This is a genomic window from Ancylobacter sp., assembly GCF_965229075.1.
In the GTDB taxonomy this organism is placed as follows: domain Bacteria; phylum Pseudomonadota; class Alphaproteobacteria; order Rhizobiales; family Xanthobacteraceae; genus Ancylobacter.
The window spans coordinates 454,136-475,065 of record NZ_CBDDIO010000002.1 but is presented as its reverse complement, the minus strand read 5'-3'; the positions used below and the strand labels follow the sequence as shown (position 1 = coordinate 475,065).

General features: G+C 67.6%; 21 protein-coding genes. 9 read left to right on the top strand and 12 right to left on the bottom strand.

Annotated elements, in window-relative coordinates:
* Window positions 1-183 precede the first annotated feature (183 nt).
* A complete protein-coding gene (locus tag ACO07Z_RS08310; RefSeq protein ID WP_421698286.1) occupies window positions 184-846 on the top strand; it encodes a sulfate transporter family protein in 663 nt (220 codons plus the stop codon).
* Window positions 847-849: 3 nt separating this feature from the next.
* Here ACO07Z_RS08310 and nth read toward each other — a convergent pair whose 3' ends face one another.
* Window positions 850-1,719, bottom strand: coding sequence for an endonuclease III (gene nth, locus ACO07Z_RS08305; protein WP_421698285.1), 870 nt, complete (start codon window positions 1,717-1,719; stop codon window positions 850-852).
* Between the two features lie 22 nt (window positions 1,720-1,741).
* Here nth and ACO07Z_RS08300 point away from each other — a divergent pair, with 22 nt between their 5' ends.
* Together ACO07Z_RS08300 and ACO07Z_RS08295 are read left to right on the top strand one after the other, a co-directional pair.
* Entirely contained in the window at window positions 1,742-2,272 is a 531-nt protein-coding gene (locus ACO07Z_RS08300) for a DUF2244 domain-containing protein (protein ID WP_421698284.1), read from the top strand.
* 72 nt (window positions 2,273-2,344) lie between these two features.
* The gene (locus tag ACO07Z_RS08295; RefSeq protein ID WP_421698283.1) at window positions 2,345-3,226 is read left to right on the top strand and encodes a methylated-DNA--[protein]-cysteine S-methyltransferase; all 882 of its coding nucleotides are present in this window, start codon (window positions 2,345-2,347) and stop codon (window positions 3,224-3,226) included.
* 20 nt (window positions 3,227-3,246) lie between these two features.
* Here ACO07Z_RS08295 and ACO07Z_RS08290 read toward each other — a convergent pair whose 3' ends face one another.
* From ACO07Z_RS08290 to dapB, 3 genes are all read right to left on the bottom strand, one after another.
* The gene (locus ACO07Z_RS08290) at window positions 3,247-3,690 is read right to left on the bottom strand and encodes a PACE efflux transporter (RefSeq protein WP_421698282.1); all 444 of its coding nucleotides are present in this window, start codon (window positions 3,688-3,690) and stop codon (window positions 3,247-3,249) included.
* 149 nt (window positions 3,691-3,839) lie between these two features.
* Window positions 3,840-4,463: a 2,3-bisphosphoglycerate-dependent phosphoglycerate mutase gene (locus tag ACO07Z_RS08285; protein ID WP_421698281.1), complete on the bottom strand. Its 624-nt coding sequence runs from the start codon at window positions 4,461-4,463 to the stop codon at window positions 3,840-3,842.
* A 20-nt stretch (window positions 4,464-4,483) separates the two neighbouring features.
* Window positions 4,484-5,290 carry a 4-hydroxy-tetrahydrodipicolinate reductase gene (dapB, locus tag ACO07Z_RS08280; protein ID WP_421700776.1) on the bottom strand — a complete coding sequence of 269 codons (807 nt, stop codon included), beginning with the start codon at window positions 5,288-5,290 and terminating at the stop codon, window positions 4,484-4,486.
* 349 nt (window positions 5,291-5,639) lie between these two features.
* Here dapB and ACO07Z_RS08275 point away from each other — a divergent pair, with 349 nt between their 5' ends.
* Both ACO07Z_RS08275 and ilvN read left to right on the top strand, forming a co-directional pair.
* Window positions 5,640-7,400 carry an acetolactate synthase 3 large subunit gene (locus ACO07Z_RS08275; protein WP_421698280.1) on the top strand — a complete coding sequence of 587 codons (1,761 nt, stop codon included), beginning with the start codon at window positions 5,640-5,642 and terminating at the stop codon, window positions 7,398-7,400.
* A gap of 144 nt (window positions 7,401-7,544) precedes the next feature.
* A complete protein-coding gene (gene ilvN, locus ACO07Z_RS08270; RefSeq protein WP_421698279.1) occupies window positions 7,545-8,060 on the top strand; it encodes an acetolactate synthase small subunit in 516 nt (171 codons plus the stop codon).
* A 39-nt stretch (window positions 8,061-8,099) separates the two neighbouring features.
* On the opposite strand, the gene ACO07Z_RS08265 is transcribed toward ilvN, so the two are convergent.
* Window positions 8,100-8,660, bottom strand: coding sequence for a DUF924 family protein (locus ACO07Z_RS08265; protein ID WP_421698278.1), 561 nt, complete (start codon window positions 8,658-8,660; stop codon window positions 8,100-8,102).
* Between the two features lie 186 nt (window positions 8,661-8,846).
* On the opposite strand from ACO07Z_RS08265, the gene ACO07Z_RS08260 reads away from it, so the two are divergent.
* From ACO07Z_RS08260 to ilvC, 3 genes are all read left to right on the top strand, one after another.
* A complete protein-coding gene (locus ACO07Z_RS08260) occupies window positions 8,847-9,788 on the top strand; it encodes a DMT family transporter (protein ID WP_421698277.1) in 942 nt (313 codons plus the stop codon).
* 69 nt (window positions 9,789-9,857) lie between these two features.
* Window positions 9,858-10,538, top strand: a complete 681-nt coding sequence (locus ACO07Z_RS08255; RefSeq protein ID WP_421698276.1) for a TetR/AcrR family transcriptional regulator C-terminal domain-containing protein — start codon at window positions 9,858-9,860, stop codon at window positions 10,536-10,538.
* Between the two features lie 14 nt (window positions 10,539-10,552).
* Window positions 10,553-11,572 (top strand): ketol-acid reductoisomerase, encoded by a 1,020-nt coding sequence (gene ilvC / locus ACO07Z_RS08250; RefSeq protein ID WP_421698275.1) that lies wholly within the window; start codon window positions 10,553-10,555, stop codon window positions 11,570-11,572.
* Window positions 11,573-11,692: 120 nt separating this feature from the next.
* On the opposite strand, the gene ACO07Z_RS08245 is transcribed toward ilvC, so the two are convergent.
* The 7 genes from ACO07Z_RS08245 to ACO07Z_RS08215 all read right to left on the bottom strand — a co-directional run bounded on the left by ACO07Z_RS08245 (window position 11,693) and on the right by ACO07Z_RS08215 (window position 19,288).
* Window positions 11,693-12,214 carry a macro domain-containing protein gene (locus ACO07Z_RS08245; RefSeq protein WP_421698274.1) on the bottom strand — a complete coding sequence of 174 codons (522 nt, stop codon included), beginning with the start codon at window positions 12,212-12,214 and terminating at the stop codon, window positions 11,693-11,695.
* Window positions 12,215-12,308: 94 nt separating this feature from the next.
* Complete coding sequence (locus tag ACO07Z_RS08240) at window positions 12,309-12,833, bottom strand: DedA family protein (protein ID WP_421698273.1); 525 nt, start codon at window positions 12,831-12,833, stop codon at window positions 12,309-12,311.
* 3 nt (window positions 12,834-12,836) lie between these two features.
* Entirely contained in the window at window positions 12,837-14,117 is a 1,281-nt protein-coding gene (locus ACO07Z_RS08235) for an NAD(P)/FAD-dependent oxidoreductase (protein ID WP_421698272.1), read from the bottom strand.
* A 16-nt stretch (window positions 14,118-14,133) separates the two neighbouring features.
* Complete coding sequence (mutL, locus tag ACO07Z_RS08230) at window positions 14,134-15,993, bottom strand: DNA mismatch repair endonuclease MutL (RefSeq protein ID WP_421698271.1); 1,860 nt, start codon at window positions 15,991-15,993, stop codon at window positions 14,134-14,136.
* 379 nt (window positions 15,994-16,372) lie between these two features.
* The gene (locus ACO07Z_RS08225; protein ID WP_421698270.1) at window positions 16,373-17,191 is read right to left on the bottom strand and encodes an ABC transporter permease; all 819 of its coding nucleotides are present in this window, start codon (window positions 17,189-17,191) and stop codon (window positions 16,373-16,375) included.
* On the bottom strand, window positions 17,191-18,102 hold the full coding sequence (locus ACO07Z_RS08220) for an ABC transporter permease subunit (RefSeq protein ID WP_421698269.1): 912 nt from the start codon (window positions 18,100-18,102) through the stop codon (window positions 17,191-17,193). The genes ACO07Z_RS08225 and ACO07Z_RS08220 overlap by 1 nt, the downstream gene beginning before the upstream one ends.
* 10 nt (window positions 18,103-18,112) lie before the next feature.
* Window positions 18,113-19,288, bottom strand: coding sequence for an ABC transporter ATP-binding protein (locus ACO07Z_RS08215; protein WP_421698268.1), 1,176 nt, complete (start codon window positions 19,286-19,288; stop codon window positions 18,113-18,115).
* 190 nt (window positions 19,289-19,478) lie between these two features.
* Here ACO07Z_RS08215 and ACO07Z_RS08210 point away from each other — a divergent pair, with 190 nt between their 5' ends.
* A complete protein-coding gene (locus ACO07Z_RS08210) occupies window positions 19,479-20,879 on the top strand; it encodes a glutamine synthetase family protein (protein WP_421698267.1) in 1,401 nt (466 codons plus the stop codon).
* Window positions 20,880-20,930 lie beyond the last annotated feature (51 nt).

The window sequence follows — 20,930 nt, the reverse complement described above, 5'->3', positions numbered from 1 at the left end:
GGGGAGATGCCGGCTAAAGGCTTGCGCTGAATCATGTTTTGTTCGTGGAGAACGAATCGGGACTCACAGGTGCGTCGCGGGAATCAAGCCCGAACTTGCCCGCGCCGCCGGCCGTCCCGCCGGCGCGGCTTGAGCGGCGGGGTCGGGCGCCCTACCTAGGGGCGGTCGCCAAAGGGGAATTCGATGCTGCGGGACGCGATCACGGCCTTCGCCCAGACTTTTTCGCCGGATTATCGCCGCGTGCTGCTGCGCTCGGTCGGCCTCGCCATCGGGCTCTTGATCGCGCTCGGCGTTGGGGCGCATTACGCGCTGACCTATTTCGTCACGCTGGATCTGCGCTGGGCCGAGATCACCATCGATATTCTCGCCGCCTTCGGCATCTTCATCGGCGCGATTTTCCTGGTGCCGCCGGTGACCTCGCTGGTCGCCGGCCTGTTCCTCGACGATGTCGCCGCGCAGGTGGAGCGCAATCACTTTCCGCTGGAGCCGGAGGGGCAGGCGCTGCCAATTGCCCGCTCGCTCTGGCTGACCGTGAAGTTCTTCGGCGTCATGCTGGCGGTGAACCTGGTGGCGCTGCTCCTCCTGCTCGTGCCGGGGGTGAACCTCGTCGTGTTCTATGTCGCCAATGGCTATCTGCTCGGCCGGGAATATTTCCAGCTCGCGGCCATGCGCTACCGCAGCGAGGATGAGGTGGCGCTGTTGCGCCGCCACCATGCGGGCGCGATCTTCCTCGGCGGGCTGGCGATCGCCGCCGTGGTGTCGGTGCCGATCCTCAACCTCGTCACCCCGGTGTTCGCGACGATCTTCATGGTGCGGCTGCACAAGCGGCTCTCGCGGCAGAGCTGAGCGTCAGGCCGGGGTCTTCTCGGGCCAGCGGCACAGATCGGCGATTAGGCAGCGCGGGCAGTCCGGCTTCAGCGCCTTGCAGACATAGCGCCCGTGCAGGATCAGCCAGTGATGCGCGTGCAGCTTGAAGCGGTCGGGAATGATGCGCTCCAGCCCTAGTTCCACCTCCAGCGGCGTCTTGCCCGGCGCCAGCCCGGTGCGGTTGGCGATGCGGAACAGATGCGTGTCGACGGCGATGGTCGGCAGGCCGAAGGCGATGTTGAGCACCACATTCGCCGTCTTGCGGCCGACGCCCGGCAAGGTCTCCAGCACGGCGCGGTCGGCGGGCACCTCGCCGCCATGCTCGGCGAGGAGGCGACGGGAGAGTTCGACCACGTTTTTCGCCTTGCCGCGATAGAGGCCGAGGGTGCGGATGTGCTGCGCCACGCCTTCCTCGCCCAGCGCCACCATGGCCGCCGGCGTGGGGGCGGCCTTGAACAGGCCGCGCGTTGCCTTGTTGACGCCGGCATCGGTGGCCTGCGCCGAGAGCACCACCGCCACCAGCAAAGTGAAGGGGTCGTGATGCTCCAATTCGCCTTCGGGATGCGGGTTGGCGGCCTCGAACCGGGTGAAGGCGGTGACGATTTCCGCGTCGCTCCACGGCCGGAACGCGCCGCCGATGGCGGCCGCCGCCGCATTGGCCACGGCGCGCCGGCGGGTGGGGCGGGTCGCCGCTTGCTCTTCCAGTACCGCGACGGCGGCTTTGGTTTTCGCGGCTCGGGGGGCGGCCTTGCCGCCGCGCACCAGGGCGGGCGCGGCGGGGCGCGCCTTTGCCGCCGGCCGCTTGCGCGGGCGCGCACTGGGTCGCACCGAATCCTTATCCTCATCCGCCATTTTCGACCTATAATGCGGGCCCATGAGCGCTGCCAATACCGCCTTTCCCAATGAGGGCGCCGGCTTCGACGAGCCGGAGCTGTTTTCCGTGCGCTACCAGCCGCACCGCTCGCTCGGGCCGCAGGGCTTTCTGGTGGTGATGGGCATCATTGCCGGCATCAGCTTCGTCTGCGGCCTCGCCTTCCTGATGATGGGCGCCTGGCCGGTGTTCGGCCTTTTCGGGCTCGACGTGCTGGCGATCTGGTGGGGGTTCCGGCTGAATTACCGTGCCGCCCGCGCCTGCGAGGAAATCACCGTGACGCCGAGCGTCATCCGGTTGCGCCATGTCGCGGCGGACGGCACGGAATATCGCGAGGAACTGAACCCACTCTGGACCCGGCTGACCTGCGACGCGATCGAGGATTTCGGCGTGCAGCGCCTGGCGCTGGAAATGCGCGGCCGGCCCTATGTGATCGGCAGCTTCCTGCACACGGCGCAGCGCGAGGAACTGGCGGAGAGTTTGGCGCGCGCGCTCGCCGAGGCCAAGCGCGGCGTGGCGCGCTCCGCCGTCTGACGCCGCCGTCGAAATCGGGTGGCCTGCCCGCGTCGGGCGTGGTCGGATAGAGGCAGCTTGAGGAGAACGCCCGTGCTCGCGCCCAATCTCGACGCCGCCCACCCCCTGGAAATCGCTGCCGCGGATTATGAAATCGTTCGCCGCGCGGTGGAATATGTGAATCTGCGCTTCCGCGACCAGCCGGAGGTGGAGGAGATCGCCCGCGCCTCCGGCGTGCATCCGCGCGCGCTGACCGATCTGTTCCGCCGCTGGTGCGGCCTCACCCCGAAAGACTTCCTGCAGGCGGTGACCATCGACGCCGCACGGCGGGTGCTGACCGAATCCGACAATGTGCTCGACGCCGCCTATGAGCTCGGCCTGTCCGGCCCGGGGCGGCTGCACGATCTGTTCGTGGTGCACGAATCCATGTCGCCCGGCGAGTGGAAGACCGGCGGCGCCGGGCTGGTGGTGCGCTATGGCTTCCACGCCTCGCCCTTCGGCGCCGCGCTCGCCATGGTGACGCCGCGCGGCCTGTGCGGCCTCGCCTTCGCCGATGAGGGCGAGGAGGACGCCGCGCTCGCCGACATGCGCCGGCGCTGGCCGAACGCGCTCTATATCGAGGACCCCATCGCCACCGCCCCCTATGCGGCGCGCATCTTCGACCGTGGCACCTGGAGTCCGGACGATCCGCTGCGCATCGTCTTCATCGGCACCGATTTCGAGGTGAAGGTGTGGGAGACGCTGATGCGCATTCCGCTCGGCAAGGCCACCACCTATTCCAGCATCGCCCAATGCGTGGAAAAGCCGAAGGCGGCGCGCGCCATCGGCGCGGCGGTGGGCAAGAACCCGATGTCCTTCGTCGTGCCCTGCCACCGCGTGCTTGGCAAGAACGGCGATCTCACCGGCTATCACTGGGGGCTCACCCGCAAGCGCGCCATTCTCGGCTGGGAAGCCGGCCAGCTCACAAAGGGCTGACCCGCACCCCCGGTCCGGCGTCAGCGCGGAGCGGCGGCCGCCGGGTGGCGGGGTTCCGGCAGCGGGAACAGGGCATCATAGGCCCAGTTGAACAGGAAGGCGTAGACGAGGAAGAACACCGTCAGCGCCAGATCCATCAGAAAGGCCTCGTACAGGCCGACGCCGAGATACCAGGCGACGAAGGGCACGAGGACGAGCACGAGGCCGGCCTCGAACAGCAGGGCGTGCAGCATCCGCAGCGCCAGCGTCTTGCGCACCGAGCCGCGCAGGCGCGCCAGCGCGTGGTCGAAGCCGAGATTGAACACATAGTTCCAGCCGGCGGCGATCAGCGCCGCGCCGGCGCCCACCGCGCCCATGTCCAGCATCGGCACGCCGAACACCCACGCCCCGAGCGGGGTGATGATCGACAGGGCGACGATTTCGAAGCTGATGACGTGACGGATGCGGTCGGCGGTGCCGCGCATGACGGTCCTCCCCTTGGCCTCGGGCCGTCCCGCCTGGGTTCCCGGAGTGGGGGAAGTCGTCTTCACGCTGGTCATATGGGTCTGCTGGGCGTTAGGGCAAGGCCGGCGCGGTCTTGAGGCGCGCCGGCCGCACAGTGCGGGTGGAAGACTCAGCCGGCGAGGTCGGTGACGCTCTCGACCGTCGTGTCGGCCTTCAGCCGATAGATCACCGGCGCGCCGGTGGCGAGTTCGCGCTTCATGATGCTCTCGGGCGAGTGCTTCTCCAGCACCATGATCAGCGCACGCAGCGAATTGCCATGGGCGGCGACCAGAACGCGGTTGCCCTGCATCACCTTCGGCAGAATCTCGGTGACGTAATAGGGCAGGGCACGGGCCACCGTGTCCTTCAGGCTCTCGCCGCCGGGCGGGGGCACGTCATAGGAACGGCGCCAGACATGCACCTGCTCCTCGCCCCATTTGGCGCGGGCATCGTCCTTGTTGAGGCCGGAGAGGTCGCCATAGTCGCGCTCGTTCAGCGCGAGGTCGCGGGTGATGGGCAGGCCGGTCTGGCCGAGCTCCTTGAGCGCGAGGTCGAGCGTCTTCTGCGCCCGCGACAGCTGCGAGGTGAAGGCGAGGTCGAACTGGTAGCCCTCCGCCTTCAGCCGCGCGCCGGCCTTCTTGGCCTCTTCAACGCCGAGGGCGGTAAGGTCCGGGTCGCGCCAGCCGGTGAACAGGTTCTTGAGGTTCCACTCGCTCTGGCCGTGGCGCACGAGCACGAGAAGGCGTTCGGACATCGGGTCGTTCTCCGGCTGGATCAGAAATCGGTGAGGCCGAGGACATCGGTCATGGAATAGAGGCCGGGCTTGCGCCCGCGCGCCCAGCGGGCGGCGGCGAGCGCGCCGCGGGCGAAGATGCCGCGATCTTCGGCGCGGTGCGCCAGTTCGATCCGCTCGCCGGCCCCGGCGAAGATGACGTTATGGTCGCCCACCACCGTGCCGCCGCGCAGCGTGGCAAAGCCGATATCGCCCGGCTTGCGCGCGCCGGTGTGGCCGTGGCGGGTGAAGACGCCGGCTTCCTGCAGGGTGACGCCGCGGCCCTGCGCGGCGGCCTCGCCCAGCAGCAGGGCGGTGCCGGAGGGCGCGTCGATCTTGCGGTTATGGTGCATCTCGACGATTTCGATGTCGAAATCCTCGTCCAGCGTGCGTGCCACGCGCCGCACCAGCGCCGCCAGCAGATTGACGCCGAGGCTCATATTGCCGGAACGCACGATGACGGCATGGCGGGCGGCGGCGGCGATCTTCGCCTCGTCCTCCGCGGAAAAGCCTGTCGTGCCGATGACATGGACAATGCGCGCCTGCGCGGCGAAGGCGGCATAGGCGACGCTGGCGGCGGGAATGGTGAAGTCGATCACCCCATCGGCGGCCGCGAAGAGCGGCAGCGGATCGTCCGATACTTTGAGGCCGAGCGCCGGCAGGCCGGCGAGTTCGCCCGCATCGCGGCCGAGATATTCACTGCCGGGCTGGTCCACCGCGCCGACGAGGACGAGATCTGCCGCCTCGCTGATGGCACGCACCAGCACCCGGCCCATGCGGCCCGAGGCCCCGACGACGACGAGCCGCATCTGCGTCATAGGATCGCCTGCTCCTGTTGCACTGCGGGGGTATAGCGGCGTTCATCCGCCGCGAAAAGTGCGCTATTCTCCTACAATCTTCGCGCGGTCGTGCCCATGTGCTTGACGCCTGCGCGGCGTGGCTGTAGAGGTCGCGCAACTTTACGAAGGAGTGGCGCCGGAATGCGCAAGATTATTACCCTTATCGTAGGACGGCGCGTCGCCGCGGAGTTTGCCTGACGGCTGCTCCGCTCAACGGTGACGCGCGACGGGCCCCTGACGGGGCCTTTTGATTTTCTGGCCCTCCCCGGGGCTGTTCCGAAACGACGCAAGACACGACGAGCGTGGAAGGAAAAAGACCATGATGCGCGAGATGACCGGCGCCGAAATGGTGATGCAGGCCCTGATCGATCAGGGCGTCGAGCACATGTTCGGCTATCCCGGCGGCGCGGTGCTGCCGATCTATGACGCCATGTTCCACCAGAACCAGGTGAAGCACATTCTCGTGCGCCACGAGCAGGGGGCGGTGCACATGGCGGAGGGCTATGCCCGCTCCTCCGGCAAGGTGGGCGTGGTGCTCGTCACCTCCGGCCCCGGCGCCACCAATGCGGTGACCGGCCTCACCGACGCGCTGCTCGATTCCATTCCGCTCGTCTGCATCACCGGCCAGGTTCCGACCCATCTCATCGGCTCGGACGCCTTCCAGGAGTGCGACACGGTCGGCATCACCCGGCCCTGCACCAAGCACAACTACCTCGTCCGCGACATCAACGACCTCGCCCGCGTCATGCATGAGGCGTTCTATGTCGCGCAGAACGGGCGTCCGGGTCCGGTCGTCGTCGACATCCCGAAGGACGTGCAGTTCGCCAAGGGCATGTATGTCGGGCCGGAGAACATCCAGCACCGCACCTATCAGCCGCGCCTGAAGGGCGACCCGGATAAGATCAAGACCGCGGTGGAGATGCTGGCCAAGGCCAAGCGCCCGATCCTCTACACCGGCGGCGGCGTGATCAATTCCGGCCCGGAGGCGAGCCGGCTGCTGCGCGAATTCGCGCGGCTGTCGGGCTATCCCGTGACCTCGACGCTGATGGGCCTCGGCGCCTTCCCGGCCTCCGACAAGCAGTGGCTGGGCATGCTGGGCATGCACGGCACCTATGAAGCCAACATGGCGATGCATGATTGCGACGTCATGGTCTGCATCGGCGCGCGCTTCGACGACCGCATCACCGGCCGCGTCGACGCCTTCTCGCCGGGCTCGAAGAAGATCCACATCGACATCGACCCGTCCTCGATCAACAAGAACATCAAGGTCGACCTGCCGATCATCGGCGACGTGAAGCATGTGCTGGAAGACATGCTGACCATGTGGCGCGCGATGAAGGCCGAGCCGGACCGCAAGGCCATCGCCGGCTGGTGGGGCCAGATCGACAAGTGGCGCGCCCGCAAGTCGCTGGCCTTCAAGGCTTCCGACCGCATCATCAAGCCGCAGCAGGCGATCAAGGCGCTGTACGACCAGGTGAAGGACAAGGATGTCTACATCACCACCGAGGTCGGCCAGCACCAGATGTGGGCGGCGCAGCACTTCCATTTCGAGGAGCCGAACCGCTGGATGACCTCCGGCGGTCTCGGCACCATGGGCTATGGCCTGCCGGCGGCGATCGGCGCGCAGGTGGCCCATCCCGAGAGCCTCGTCATCGACATTGCCGGCGAAGCCTCGATCCAGATGTGCCTGCAGGAAATGTCCACCGCGCTGCAGTTCAACCTGCCGGTGAAGATTTTCGTGCTGAACAACGAATATATGGGCATGGTGCGCCAGTGGCAGGACCTGCTGCATGGCGGGCGCTACTCGCATTCCTATTCGGAATCGCTGCCGGACTTCGTCAAGCTGGCGGAAGCCTATGGCGGCGTCGGCATTCGCTGCTCCAACCCGGCCGATCTCGACGGGGCGATCCACGAGATGATCTCCGTCAACCGGCCGGTGCTGTTCGACTGCCTGGTCGACAAGATGGAGAACTGCCTGCCGATGATCCCCTCGGGCAAGCCGCATAACGAGATGATCCTCCCCGATCATCCCGAGGCGCTGGACGAGGCCATCGACGAGGAAGGCAAGATGCTGGTGTGACGCGCTTCACCTCTCCCCGACGGGGAGAGGTCGGTCGCGCAGCGGCCGGGTGAGGGGGCGGACGCGCCAGTAGCCCCTCACCCCACCCCTCTCCCCGCCGGGGAGAGGGAGCCTGGCGTTCCAGCCCCCTTTTCCGAGTGCCCCATGCCTCCCGTTCAAGAACCCGCCGAGCGCCACACCCTGTCCATGCTGGTCGATAACGAGCCGGGCGTTCTCGCCCGCATCGTCGGCCTGTTTTCCGGGCGCGGCTACAATATCGACAGCCTCACCGTCTCCGAGGTCAGCCACGCCTCGCATCTCTCGCGCATCACCGTGGTGACCACGGGCGCGCCGCCGATCATCGAGCAGATCAAGAGCCAACTCGACCGGCTGGTGCCGGTGCACCGGGTGGTGGATCTCACCGTCGCCGGCAAGTCGGTGGAGCGCGAGCTGGCGCTGATCAAGGTGCGCGGCAAGGGCGAGGTGCGCCAGGAGGCGCTGCTGATCGCCGACAGCTTCCGCGCCCGCACGGTCGACACGACGCTGGAGAGCTTCGTGTTCGAGATCACCGGCAAGCCGGAGAAGATCGACCAGTTCGTCTCGCTCCTGGAGCCGCTCGGCCTGGTCGAGGTCTCGCGCACCGGCGTCGCCGCCATCGGGCGCGGTGCCGAAGGCATGTGAGGAAAAAGGCGCGGCTGCTCGTGCTGCCGCGCCGTTCCTTCAGCCGGCGAAGCCGCCTGAGGTGAGGAAGGCGTGCTCTTCCTCCGTCATGGCGCGGCCGAGCACCGGATTGCGGTGCGGGAAGCGGCCGAAATCGCGGATGATGTCGTGATGGATGACGGCGTGATGCACGCCCTCCTCATCGCCCGCCGCCTCGCACAGCGCCACGCAGCGCTGCTGATCCGCCAGTTCCTCCGAATGCATGAACGGCACATAGAAGAAGCGGCGCTCCGGTAGCTCGAAGGCGCGGTCGAAGCCGCGCGCGATGGCGGCATCCGCCACGTCGCGCGCCTGCGCATCGGTGGCGAAGGCGCGCTGCGAGCCGCGGAACAGATTGCGCGGGAACTGGTCGAGCAGCAGGATCAAAGCGTAGCTTCCCTCCGGCGTCTCCCGCCATGCGCCGAGCTCCCCGGCGGCGGCGGCCTCATAGGCGGCGAGAAACCGGGCGCGGATGGCGGCGTCGAAGGCGTCGTCCTTGGCGAACCAGCGCTCCGGGCCGGCTTCGCGCCAGAAGGCGATGATGGCGTCGGCCGTCGAAAGGTCATTGTTCGGCAGGGTCATGGCGGGGGCTCCGTTTTCTGTCGACGGTCCCGGATAGGACGGTGCGAGGGCGAAAGTCGAGCCCCGATATCTGTGCTGCGCTGCACACAAGCTCTTGGCCTGCCCGGCCAAGGCATGTGAAGATGGCGTTTCGCGGGGTGCGTCGCGGCGCCTCGCGCCGCCGCCATGCGACGGAGGCGTGGAAACGTGAGCGAGCGTGCAGGCGCGGTGCCGGTGGCGGGCACAGGAAAGCCTCTGTGGCTGCTGGCGGCGCCGTTCATCTTTCTGCTGCTGTGGTCGGGCGGCTTCGCGGTGGCGAAGATCGGCATCCTTTCCACCGGCCCCTTCACCCTGCTGGCCTGGCGCTACGGGCTGGTGCTGGCGGTGCTGCTGCCGCTGCTGGCCTGGTTCCGCCCGCCTTTGCCGCGTCAGCCCCGTGCCTATGCCGATCTCGCCGTGGTTGGCTTCCTCATCCAGGTGCTCTATTTCAACCTCAGCTACTTCGCCTTCCGCTTCGGCATTTCGGCGGGCGCGCTGGCGATCATCGTCTCGCTGCAGCCGATCGTGGTCGGGCTCGTGGCGCCGGTGTTCACCGGCGAGCGGGTGGGGGCACTGCGCTGGCTCGGCCTGCTGCTCGGCCTCGCCGGGGCAGGGCTGGTGATCGCCTCGCGCTCGGCGATCGAGGTTACCTCGCCCGGCGTGGTGCTGCTGGCGGTCGGCGCGCTGCTCGCCATGTGCGGCGGCGCGCTTTATGAGAAGCGCTTCGGCACGCCGCAGCATCCGCTCGTGTCGAACACGGTGCAATGCGCCATCGGCTTCGTCTGCACGCTGCCGCTGGCGCTGCTGATGGAGGACGGCCATGTCAACTGGTCGCCGACCTTCCTTGCGGTGCTGGCCTATCTGGTGATCGGCAACTCGCTGATCGCCATCTCGCTCTATCTCGCCATGATCCGTGCCGGCGAGGTGTCGAAGGTGTCGGCTCTGTTCTTCCTCGTGCCGCCGACGACGGCGCTCATCGCCTGGGGGCTGATCGGCGAGGCCATGCCGCCGCTCGCCTGGGCGGGAATGGCGCTGGCGGCCGGCGGCGTCGCGCTCGCCTCGCTGAAAGGCATTCCATGGAAATACCGCCTGCGGCGCGGGGCGCGCTGACTCCGCTTGCGCCCGGAGGGGGCCTCCTGTAGAGGGAACCGTAACGTACGGTACGGACCTCTGGCGCCCATGGCTTTGCCCTCAGACACACAGGACGACACGTTGACGGAGCGCCAGCAGGCGGTCCTCGACGCCGTGCTGGCGCTGATGGTGGAACAGGGCGGCGAACTGACGATGAATGCGGTGGCGCGTCGCGCCTCCTGCTCGAAGGAAAGCCTGTACAAATGGTTCGGCGACCGGGAGGGGCTGCTCACCGCCACCGTGCGCTGGCAGGCTTCCAAGGTCCGCGCCGGCAATTACGACCGCACCAGGCTCGACGCGCTGGCCCTGCGCGACAGCCTGATCCGCTTCGCCGTCAACTGGCTCGGCGTCATTTCCAGCCCGACCTCGATCGCGCTGAACCGCGTCGCCATCGCCCAGAGCGGCGGCGGCGCGCATAAGCCGGGCGAGGGCGCCAGCCTCGGTGCCATCATGCTGGCCAATGGCCGTTTCGCCATCGGCGCGCGGCTGAAGCCGGTGCTCGACGCCGGCCGCGAGGCCGGGCTGATCGCCTTCGACGACACCGAGACCGCCTTCCGCAGCTTCATCGGGCTGGTGGGCCGCGATGTGCAGATCCGCCTGCTGCTCGGCGACACGCTTGACCTCACGCAGGCCGAAATCGAGCGCGACGCCGCCCGCGCCACCGACCAGTTCCTCACCCTCTACGGCACGGGCAACCCCATGCCGGAACGTTCAAAAATCAACGCGTGACATAGGAGACACCCATGCGCGTTTATTACGACCGCGATGCCGACGTGAACCTGATCAAGGGCAAGAAGGTCGGCATCATCGGCTACGGCTCGCAGGGCCGCGCCCATGCGCTGAACCTCAAGGAGTCCGGCGTCAAGGAGATCGCCATCGGCCTGAAGCCGGGCTCGGCGACCGCCAAGAAGGTTGAGGCCGACGGGCTCAAGGTGATGAGCGTCGCCGAACTCGCCAAGTGGGCCGACCTGATGATGATGGCGACCCCGGACGAGCTGCAGGCCGACATCTACCGCGACGAGATCGCCCCCAACATCCGCGACGGCGCCGCCATCGCCTTCGCCCACGGCCTCAACGTGCATTTCGGCCTGATCGAGCCGAAGGCGACGGTGGACGTGCTGATGGTCGCCCCCAAGGGCCCCGGCCACACCGTGCGTGGCGAATACCAGAAGGGCGGCGGCGTGCCCTGCCTCGTGGCCGTGCATCAGGACGCCTCGGGCAACGCGCTCGACCTCGGCCTCAGCTATGCCTGCGGCGTCGGCGGCGGCCGTTCGGGCATCATCGAGACCACCTTCAAGGAAGAGTGCGAGACCGACCTGTTCGGCGAGCAGGTGGTGCTGTGCGGCGGCCTCGTGGAGCTGATCCGCGCCGGCTTCGAGACGCTGGTGGAAGCCGGCTACGCCCCGGAAATGGCCTATTTCGAGTGCCTGCACGAAGTGAAGCTGATCGTCGACCTCATCTATGAGGGCGGCATCGCCAACATGAACTACTCGATCTCCAACACCGCCGAGTGGGGCGAGTATGTCTCCGGCCCGCGCATCATCACCGCCGAGACCAAGGCCGAGATGAAGCGCGTGCTCACCGACATCCAGACCGGCAAGTTCACCTCCGACTGGATGCAGGAATACAAGGCCGGCGCGTCGCGCTTCAAGGGCATCCGTCGCCTCAACGACAGCCACCAGATCGAACAGGTCGGCGAGAAGCTGCGCGGCATGATGCCGTGGATCGGCGCCAACAAGCTGGTCGACAAGTCGAAGAACTGAGGTCTTTCGCCTTCGGGACGAACGACATGGCCGGGCTCTGCCCGGCCATGTGCGTTTGGGGCCGGCCACAAGAGCAAAGGGCGGCCTCTCGGCCGCCCTTGTTTTTGGTGTCTGGTCTGTTCAGGCCGCCGCCTTCAGCCCCGGCTCATTGGCCTTCTGGCCCTTGTGGTAGACCACATAGACATAGACCGGGATGTCGATCTCGCTCAGATGCCGCTCGATCAGCGGCTTTACCTGCGCCCAGTCCAGCCCGCCGACGCCGGTGGCGAGGCGCGGCAAAGCGAGGCTGGCGATGCCTTCCGCCGCAACGAGGCGGGCCAGCGCCTTGAGCGCGTGGCCGACATTTTCGGTCGACGCCCGGCCCGGCCGGCCGATGGCGTTTTCCGCCGCGTCCTGCGTCAGCAGGTTGACGATATGCGCCGCCGCGCCATCCTCCGCCACGCCGCCCCACACCCAGAGTCCGCCGGCCTGCGGATTGTCGACCCGGCAGTAATGGCGGAAGTCCTTGGCCAGCGACGGGAAGCGCTCGCGCAAAGCGAGGGCGAGGCCGCTGTCGAAATGATCGTTCGGCGCCACGCCATGGGCAATCGCGGCGGCGCCGCTCAGCAGGATGTCGCCTTCCACTTCGTAGATTTTGGCCATGGGGTGTCCTTCCTCGGCTGCGTTGGTTGCGCCCTGTGTCGGGGAAGGCGGGGCCGGTGTCGTTGAGGAAACGCAAGAAGGCCTGGCCGGGGCCTCAGTAGCCCAGGGCCTTCACCGCTGCGGCGCCGGGGCCGAGCATGAGCAGCGCCCACAGCATGGCGGAGGTGAGGTTCACCATCTGAAACCGTGACATGGGCATGGCGAACATGCCGGCCGCCAGCGGCACGAAGGGACGGAGAGGGCCGGAGAAGCGGCCGAAAAACACGCCGAGCGTGCCATAGCGCAGGAAGAAGTGCTCGCCGCGCTTGAGGGCCTCCGAGAAGCGGTTGAGCGGCCAGCGCTGGCGGGCGCTGCCCTTCAAGTGAAACCCGATCCAGAACGAGAGGGTGTCGCCCAGCACCGCGCCCGCCACCGTCGCCGCCCATACCGGGAAGAACGGCACGCCCCCGGCGGCGATGACCGGGGAAAGGCCGAGTAGCACGAAGGTGCCGGGGACGAAGAGCGAGACGATCGGCAGCGATTCGCAGAAGGCGAGCAAAAAGCCGATGTAGGGCGCATAATGGGCGTGCGCCTCCACGAAGGCAAGCACGTCGCGGGCATAGGCGTGGAGATCCGCCACAGGCTAGAGCCGGTCGCGCAGGGCGTAGTAGCTCAGGCCCGCCACGAGCAGTGGCCAACGCATAAGGGGCCCGCCGGGGAACGCCGGTACCGGCAGGCGTCCCAGCAGATCGAGCCCACCGAGCTGGCCCTTCACCGCCTCGCCCAGCAGCTTGCCGAAATAGGGCGCCAGCATCACGCCCTGGCCGGAATAGCCGGCGGCGGTGAGCACGCGGGGCGAGAGTTTGCGCACGAAGGGCAGGCGGGTCATGGTGATGCCGAGAACGCCGCCCCAGCCATAGTCGATGGCGACATCGGCCAGCTGCGGGAAGATGCGCAGCATATAGGGGCGGACGAATTCGGCCGGATTCGGCCGCAGCCCGCGCCGGTAGCTCTCGCCGCCGCCGAACAGCAGCCGCCCGTCGCCGGAGAGGCGGTAGTAATTGACCACGAAGCGGCTGTCGGCCACCGCCGCGCCATTGGAGATGATCTCCCGCGCCCGCTCCCCCAGCGGGGCGGTGGCGGCGATGTAGTTGCAGATCGGCATGACATGGGTGTCGACGCGCCGGTCGAGCCCATCCTGCAGCCCGTCGCCGCACTCCAGCACCCAGTCCGCCTTCACCGAGCCGGCGGCCGTGACGACGCGGACCTTGGCGCCTTCCTCGATGCGCAGCGCACGCGACTGCTCAAAGAGCCGCGCGCCGGCGCGGCGGGCGGCGTCGGCGAGGCCGAGGGCGAGGTTGAGCGGGTGAAGATGTCCACCGCCATGGTCGATCATGCCGCCGTGATAGACATCCGTGCCGACGATGGCGCGCAGTTCCTCGCGGCTCAGCGGCGCGGCGTCGGGGTAGTCATAGACCTCGTTGAGCTTCTTCGCATAGGCGTGGCTGTGGGCGACATAGCCGGGCTTATGATCGGCGACGACAAGGCCGGGGCGGACATCGCAGTCGATGTCGTGGCGCTTGATGAGCGCGTGCAGCAGCGCCTTGGCGTCTTCGGCCATGCGCCACAGCGCCTTGGCGTCGTCGAGCCCGACCTGCGCTTCGAGAAAATCCTGGTCGCGGCGATGGCCGCTATGAATCTGCCCGCCATTGCGGCCCGAGGCGCCGGAGCCGACGCGCCCGGCCTCCAGCAGCACCACGTCGAGCCCGGCTTCGGCCATGTGCAGCGCGGCGGAGAGGCCGGTATAGCCGCCGCCGATGACGCAGACATCCGCCCGCGTGCCGCCCTGCAGCGGGGGAAGGGGCGCGAAGCGGTTCGCCGTGGCGGCGTACCAGCTCTTGGGGTGGTCGAGGGTGGGGGCCATGATAAAACTCTCGCCGTCAGCGCCGCGCGAACAGGCGCTCTATGTCGGCCAGCGCCAGGGTGACGAAGGTCGGCCGGCCATGATTGCACTGCGCGGCGTTCGGCGTCTCTTCCATCTCGCGCAGCAGGGCGTTCATCTCTTCCACCCGCAGCCGGCGGCCGGCGCGCACCGAGCCGTGGCAGGCCATGGTGGCGGCGATGTGGAGCAGCCGGCGTTCCAGCGGCAGCGCGTCGTCCCATTCCGCCGCGTGCTCGGCGAGTTCGCGCACCAGCGCGCAGATGTCGGCGTCGCCCAGCAGGGCCGGCACTTCCCGCACCAGCAGCGCGCCGGGGCCGAAGGGTTCGATGACGAGGCCGAGCTTTTCCAGCGCCCCGGCCCGTTCGGCAAGGCGCGCCGCCTCGGAGGGGTCAAGTTCCACCACCAGCGGCACCAGCAGCATCTGTCGGGCGAGGCCGTCGCGTTCCATCGCCGCCTTGAGCTTTTCATAGACGATGCGCTCATGCGCGGCGTGCTGGTCGATCACCACGACGCCGTCGCGGGTCTGGGCGATGATGTAAGTCTCGTGCAGCTGCGCCCGTGCGGCGCCGAGCGGGCGCTCCAGCGCCTCCGGCGCGGCGGGGGCGGCATTGGCACGGGCATCGGCTCCGGGCGCGAGGGCGAGTCCGAGGCCGCCGCCCGGGGAATGGATGGGGGCGTCGAAATCGAAGCGGGCAGGCGCCTCGTTCAAGCCGGGCGCGCGCGGGTCGGCGAGGCCCTCCGGTGCCGCCCAGGAGCGGGTCCAGTCATAGGCGCCCGGTCGTGGCTCGGGGCGATAATTCGTCGCGAAGTCGGGCCGCGCGAACTGCGCCAGCCGGTCGGCGGCGGTGGAGGCGGTGCGCGGCACGCCGGCGGTCAGCGCGTCGGTGAGGGTACGGACGATCAGTGCCCGAATGTTGCCGGCGTCGCGGAACCGCACCTCGGTCTTGGCGGGGTGGACGTTCACATCCACCTCGCGCGGATCGAGATCGAGGAACAGCGCCGTCACCGGGTGCCGGTCGGAGGGCAGAAGGTCGGCATAGGCCGCGCGGATGGCGCCGATCAGCACCTTGTCGCGCACCGGGCGGCCATTGACGAACAGATATTGCGACAGCGAATTCGCCTTGGAATAGGTCGGAAGGCCGGCGAGGCCCGAGAGGCGCGCCCCCTCGCGCAGGCCTTCCACATCCAGCGCGTTGCCGCCGGCCTCCGCCCCCAGCACATCGGCGATGCGGGCGCGCTGCCCGGCCGCATCGCGGGTCCGGGCCGGCCAGGTGATCGGCGCGCGGTCGTCGGTAACAACGGTGAAGCCGACCTCGGGGCGGGCGAGGGCGAGGCGCTTGACCGCGTCCACCGCCGCCGCCGTCTCGGCGCGCTCGGATTTGAGGAATTTCAGCCGCGCCGGCGTGGCGAAGAACAGGTCCCGCACCTCCACTCGCGTGCCGAAGCCAAGCGCCGCCGGGCGCACCGGGAATTTCACCCCGCCCTCGACGCGGATCTCATGGGCGCTGTCGCTGCCTTTCGGCCGGCTGGTAATGGTGAGGCGCGCCACCGCGCCGATGGAGGGCAGCGCCTCGCCGCGAAAGCCGAGCGTGTGGATGGCGAGCAGATCCTCGCTGTCGAGCTTGGAGGTGGCGTGGCGCTCCACCGCGAGGGCGAGTTCCTCCGCACTCATGCCGCTGCCATCGTCGGTGACGCGCATCAGCCGGCGGCCGCCGCCGTCGATGACGATCTCGATGCGGGTGGCACCGGCGTCGAGCGCGTTCTCGACAATCTCCTTCAGCGCCGCCGCCGGACGCTCCACCACCTCGCCGGCCGCGATGCGGTCGACCAGTGTGGAAGGCAGCAGGCGCAGCGGCATGATGGGTCCGGGAACGATTCGGGGGCGATGGCGGCCGGACTATAGCAGGCGCGTGGCGCGCGCGCCCGATCCGGTACTGTTGACCTTTTGGGACTTTGGTCATCCTGAGGCGCCCGGCGCAGCCGGGCCTCGAAGGACGCACGCGGCGTCGGCCAGAGGCGGCCAGGGCCTGCGTGCTTCGAGGCCGGCCGTTGGCCGGCACCTCAGCATGACGTGCCATATGCTGCCCGGCGCAGTGCAGAACTCCTTCATGCCCGGGCTTGGCCCGGGCACCCAGATTTTGACCTCCGATGCCGGCGAGAGACGGAATCCCCGGGGCACGCCCGGGGATGAGGGGAGGGGAAAGCGCGGGACGGCTCTGAAGCGCCGAAGCGCCCGCTTAACCCGCCGCCGCCAGGCGCTCGGCCTTCTCGCGCTCGATTTCCTGCCGCTTGGTCATGATCGAGGCGAAGATTACCACCACGGTGACGATGGCGATGAGGATGGTGCAGGCGGCGTTGATTTCCGGCGTCACGCCGAGGCGCACCTGGGAATAGATGCGCATCGGCAGGGTGGTGGCGCCGGGGCCGGTGGTGAAGCTGGCGATGACGAGATCGTCCAGCGACAGGGTGAAGGCGAGCATCCATCCCGAGATCACCGCCGGCAGGATGATCGGCAGCGTCACCACGAAGAAGGTCTTGAACGGCGGGCAGCCGAGATCGAGCGCCGCCTCTTCCAGCGAACGGTCGAAGGTGACGAGGCGCGACTGCACGACCACCGAGACGAAGCACAGGGTGAAGGTGATGTGGGCGAGGGTGATGGTCCAGAAGCCGCGATCGATACCGACAGCGACGAACAGCAGCAGCAGCGAAAGGCCGGTGATGACTTCCGGCATCACCAGCGGCGCATAGACCATGCCGGAGAACAGGGTGCGGCCGAAGAAGCGCCCGTAGCGGGTGAGGGCGATCGCCGCCAGCGTGCCGAGCACGGTGGCGATGGTGGCGGTGAGGAAGGCGACGCGCAGCGTCACCCAGGCGGCGTCGAGCAGTTGCTCGTTCTGGAACAGCTGCACATACCAGTGGGTGGAGAAGCCCGCCCATACTGTGACCATGCGCGAGGCGTTGAAGGAGTAGATCACCAGCAGGATGATCGGGATGTAGAGGAAGGCGAAGCCCAGCGTGATCGAGGTCACGTTGAACCAGGAGAGACCCTTGCGCATCAGCGTCGCTCCACTTCGCGAGCCTGGAGGTTCTGGTAGAAGACGATCGGGATCACCAGCACCATCAAGAGCAGCACCGCCACCGCCGCCGAGACGGTCCAGGAGCGGTTCACCGAGAATTCGGTCCACAGCACCTTGCCGATCATCAGCGTGTCCGAGCCACCGAGCAGGTCGGGGATGACGAATTCGCCCACTGCCGGGATGAAGCACAGCAGGCAGCCGGCGAACACGCCCGGCAGCGAGAGCGGCCAGGTGATCTTCCAGAAGGCGGCGAGGGGCGGGCAGCCGAGATCGGCGGCGGCTTCCAGCAGCGTCTCGTCCATCTTTTCCAGCGCCGAATAGAGCGGCAGGATCATGAAGGGCAGGTAGGAATAGACGATGCCGATATAAACCGCCGTGTCAGTGGCGAGAATCTGCAGCGGCGCGTCGCGGTCGACGATGCCGAGCGCGAACAGCAGCTGGTTGAGCAGCCCTTCCGGCGAGAGGATGCCGATCCAGGCATAGACGCGGATCAGGAACGAGGTCCAGAACGGCAGGATGACCAACATCAGCAGCGTCGGGCGGATGGATTTCGGCGCCCGCGCCATGCCATAGGCGATGGGATAGCCGACCATCAGCAGCAGCAGGGTGGAGATGCCGGCGATCCAGAGGCTGGAGCCATAGGCCTCGATGAACTCATTGTCCCACGACAGCACATAGCCGTAATTGTCGAAGGAGAGTTCGCTGAGGGCGTCCTTGAACGCGGCCCAGCCCTCGGCGAGATCGAAGATCGGGACATAGGGTGGCTGCGCGATCGCGTCCTGCGACAGGCTGATCTTGAAGACGATCAGGAACGGGATCAGGAACAGCGCGAGCAGCCAGAGATAGGGGACGGTGAGGACCAGCCATCGCCCGTTCGCCTTGCTTGCCATGGTGGCCTCCTCAGCTCGTCAGGACCACGCCGGCATCGGGCGAGAAGTACACATAGACCTTGTCGTCCCAGGTGATGGGGCGCTCGACCATGCGGGTGAGGTTCGGCTTGGCGGCCTTGACGCGGGTGCCGCCGGGCAGCTCGACATGGAAGATCGAGAGATCGCCGAGATAGCCGATGTCCCAGATCTCGCCCTGCAGGCAGTTGATGCCGGTATCGGCCGGGGGGTCGAGCTCGACCCGCATCTTCTCCGGCCGCAGGGCGATGGCGACGCTGTCGCCGGGCTTCACCGCGCAGTCCTGGGCGATGCGGAAGCGCCGTTCCGGCGCCACGTTCGGCCGCAGCGTGACCATGCCGGCCTCCACCGCTTCAACCGTGGCGTCGAGAATGTTCACATCGCCGACAAAATCGGCGACGTAGCGGGAATTGGGGTGCTCATAGATGACTGCCGGCGGGGCGACCTGCACCAGCTTGCCGTGATTCATCACCGCGATGCGGTCGGCCACCGTCATCGCCTCTTCCTGGTCGTGGGTGACGATCAGGAAGGTCATGCCGAGCTCCATCTGGATGTCCATGAGCTCGAACTGGGTTTCCTCGCGCAGCTTCTTGTCGAGCGCGCCGAGCGGCTCGTCCAGCAGCAGCACCTTGGGCCGCTTGGCGAGCGAGCGGGCGAGCGCCACGCGCTGGCGCTGGCCGCCGGACAGCTGGTGCGGCTTGCGCTTGGCGAATTTCTCAAGCTTCACCAGCTTGAGCATCTCCTCCACGCGGGCGGCGATGGCGCCTTTTTCCATCCGGTCCTGCCGGAGGCCGAAGGCGATGTTGTCCCACACGCTCATATGCGGGAACAGCGCATAGGACTGGAACATCATATTGGTCTGCCGCTTGTAGGGCGGCGTGCCGACAAGGTCGTGCCCGGCGAGGGTGATCTGCCCCTCGGTCGGGTCCTCGAAGCCGGCGAGCATGCGCATCAGCGTGGTCTTGCCGCAGCCAGACGGGCCGAGCAGGGCGAAGAACTCGCGCTCGTAAATGTCGAGGGAGAGGTTGTCGACGGCGGTGAACTCGCCGAAGCGCTTGCTGACGTTCTTGTAGCTGATCAGCGGGACGGCCTGCGGGTCGTTCCAGGGAGCGAATTTCCGACGGATGCCGCCAATGGTCTTCTGCGTCTTTTCGGTGACGCCGGTGCTCATGCTGACTGGTCCCGTTTCCCCGCCGGATATGTCGGCATGTGGACGCTAACCGGCTTCGCGTACCGGCTCAACGCCTCGCTGCGAACAATTTTACCATGCCTGCAAAGGTGGCGAGGTAGCCCTGCCTTGACGGCGGCAAGCGGGCCGTGATTGCCTCAAGCGGCGCAGAAAGCGCATCAGGAAGGCAATCATGGCCAAGAAGAAGCGTTCTGAGAAGGACGCGGTCGACAATCCCCGTGGCGTCACCACCCTTGCCGAGGCAAAGGCGTGGATGGCTGCGCGCGGCATTACCGAAATCGAATGCGCGGTGCCGGATCTCGCCGGCGTCGGACGCGGCAAGATCATGCCGGTCTCCAAGTTCCTGTCCGGCCCGACGATGAACCTGCCGCTCAGCGTGTTCTTCCAAACCATTTCCGGCGACTACCCGCCCTACGACAATCTCGTCGACTCGGTGGTGGTGGACAGCGATCTGGTGATGGAGCCGGATTTCTCCACCCTCGCCATCGTGCCCTGGGCGCAGGACCCCACCGCCCAGGTGATCCACGACGCGTTTCACCGCGACGGGCGCCCGGTGGAACTGGCGCCACGGCAGGTGCTGAAGAACGTGGTCGATCTCTACGCCAAGAAGGGCTGGAAGGCCGTCGTCGCGCCGGAGATCGAGTTCTATCTCGTCGAGCCGAACACCGATGCCGACTACCCGCTCAAGCCGCCCATCGGCCGTTCGGGCCGGCCGGAAATCGGCCGTCAGTCCTATTCGATCCAGGCGGTCAACGAGTTCGACGCCCTGTTCGAGGACATGTACGATTACTCCGAGGCGCAGGGCCTGGAGATCGACACGCTGATCCATGAGGACGGCGCGGCGCAGATGGAAATCAACCTGCTGCACGGCGATCCCATCGTGCTCGCCGACCAGGTCTATCTGTTCAAGCGCACGATCCGCGAGGCGGCGCTGCAGCACAAGATCTACGCCACTTTCATGGCCAAGCCGATCGCCGACGAGCCGGGCTCGGCCATGCACATCCACCAGTCCATCGTGGATGGCGAGACGGGGCGCAACATCTTCTCCGACGCCGATGGCGACCCGACGCCGGAGTTCTTCTCCTTCATCGCCGGCCAGCAGCGCTACCTGCCGGCGGTCATGTCGATCCTCGCGCCCTACGTGAACTCCTACCGCCGGCTGACGCGCGATTCGATGGCGCCGATCAACGTGCAGTGGGGCTATGACAACCGCACGGCCGGGCTGCGCGTGCCGCCCTCCTCGCCGGCGGCGCGGCGGGTGGAGAACCGGGTGCCGTCGTCGGATGCCAACCCCTATCTCGTCATCGCCGCTTCGCTTGCTTGCGGCTATCTCGGCATGGTGGAAGGGCTGCGCCCGACCGAGCCGCTGGAGTCCGACGCCAAGGGGCTCGATTTCGAGCTGCCGCGCGGCCTGCTCGAAGCGGTGGCGGCGCTGCAGTACTCGGAGGAGATCGCCACCGTGCTCGGGCCGTCTTTCGTCAAAACCTATACGGCGGTGAAGCAGACCGAGTTCGACACCTTCATGCGGGTGATCTCGCCCTGGGAGCGGGAATATCTGCTGCTGAACGTGTGAGGTGGTCCGCACGGGGGCGGGCCGTCACACCCGCCTACAGAACGGCGTCGA

What these genes read in the sequence shown, in the direction of transcription:
- ACO07Z_RS08220 (WP_421698269.1), bottom strand. Translation starts at nt 18,102, where the DNA reads ATGGCAAGCAAGGCGAACGGGCGATGGCTGGTCCTCACCGTCCCCTAT.
- dapB (WP_421700776.1), bottom strand. Translation starts at nt 5,290, where the DNA reads ATGCGGCTCGTCGTCGTCGGGGCCTCGGGCCGCATGGGCCGGGTGCTG.
- ACO07Z_RS08225 (WP_421698270.1), bottom strand. Translation starts at nt 17,191, where the DNA reads ATGCGCAAGGGTCTCTCCTGGTTCAACGTGACCTCGATCACGCTGGGC.
- ACO07Z_RS08235 (WP_421698272.1), bottom strand. Translation starts at nt 14,117, where the DNA reads ATGGCCCCCACCCTCGACCACCCCAAGAGCTGGTACGCCGCCACGGCG.
- ilvN (WP_421698279.1), top strand. Translation starts at nt 7,545, where the DNA reads ATGCCTCCCGTTCAAGAACCCGCCGAGCGCCACACCCTGTCCATGCTG.
- ACO07Z_RS08255 (WP_421698276.1), top strand. Translation starts at nt 9,858, where the DNA reads ATGGCTTTGCCCTCAGACACACAGGACGACACGTTGACGGAGCGCCAG.
- ACO07Z_RS08265 (WP_421698278.1), bottom strand. Translation starts at nt 8,660, where the DNA reads ATGACCCTGCCGAACAATGACCTTTCGACGGCCGACGCCATCATCGCC.
- ACO07Z_RS08310 (WP_421698286.1), top strand. Translation starts at nt 184, where the DNA reads ATGCTGCGGGACGCGATCACGGCCTTCGCCCAGACTTTTTCGCCGGAT.
- ilvC (WP_421698275.1), top strand. Translation starts at nt 10,553, where the DNA reads ATGCGCGTTTATTACGACCGCGATGCCGACGTGAACCTGATCAAGGGC.
- ACO07Z_RS08285 (WP_421698281.1), bottom strand. Translation starts at nt 4,463, where the DNA reads ATGTCCGAACGCCTTCTCGTGCTCGTGCGCCACGGCCAGAGCGAGTGG.
- nth (WP_421698285.1), bottom strand. Translation starts at nt 1,719, where the DNA reads ATGGCGGATGAGGATAAGGATTCGGTGCGACCCAGTGCGCGCCCGCGC.
- mutL (WP_421698271.1), bottom strand. Translation starts at nt 15,993, where the DNA reads ATGCCGCTGCGCCTGCTGCCTTCCACACTGGTCGACCGCATCGCGGCC.
- ACO07Z_RS08290 (WP_421698282.1), bottom strand. Translation starts at nt 3,690, where the DNA reads ATGCGCGGCACCGCCGACCGCATCCGTCACGTCATCAGCTTCGAAATC.
- ACO07Z_RS08210 (WP_421698267.1), top strand. Translation starts at nt 19,479, where the DNA reads ATGGCCAAGAAGAAGCGTTCTGAGAAGGACGCGGTCGACAATCCCCGT.
- ACO07Z_RS08215 (WP_421698268.1), bottom strand. Translation starts at nt 19,288, where the DNA reads ATGAGCACCGGCGTCACCGAAAAGACGCAGAAGACCATTGGCGGCATC.
- ACO07Z_RS08245 (WP_421698274.1), bottom strand. Translation starts at nt 12,214, where the DNA reads ATGGCCAAAATCTACGAAGTGGAAGGCGACATCCTGCTGAGCGGCGCC.
- ACO07Z_RS08300 (WP_421698284.1), top strand. Translation starts at nt 1,742, where the DNA reads ATGAGCGCTGCCAATACCGCCTTTCCCAATGAGGGCGCCGGCTTCGAC.
- ACO07Z_RS08275 (WP_421698280.1), top strand. Translation starts at nt 5,640, where the DNA reads ATGATGCGCGAGATGACCGGCGCCGAAATGGTGATGCAGGCCCTGATC.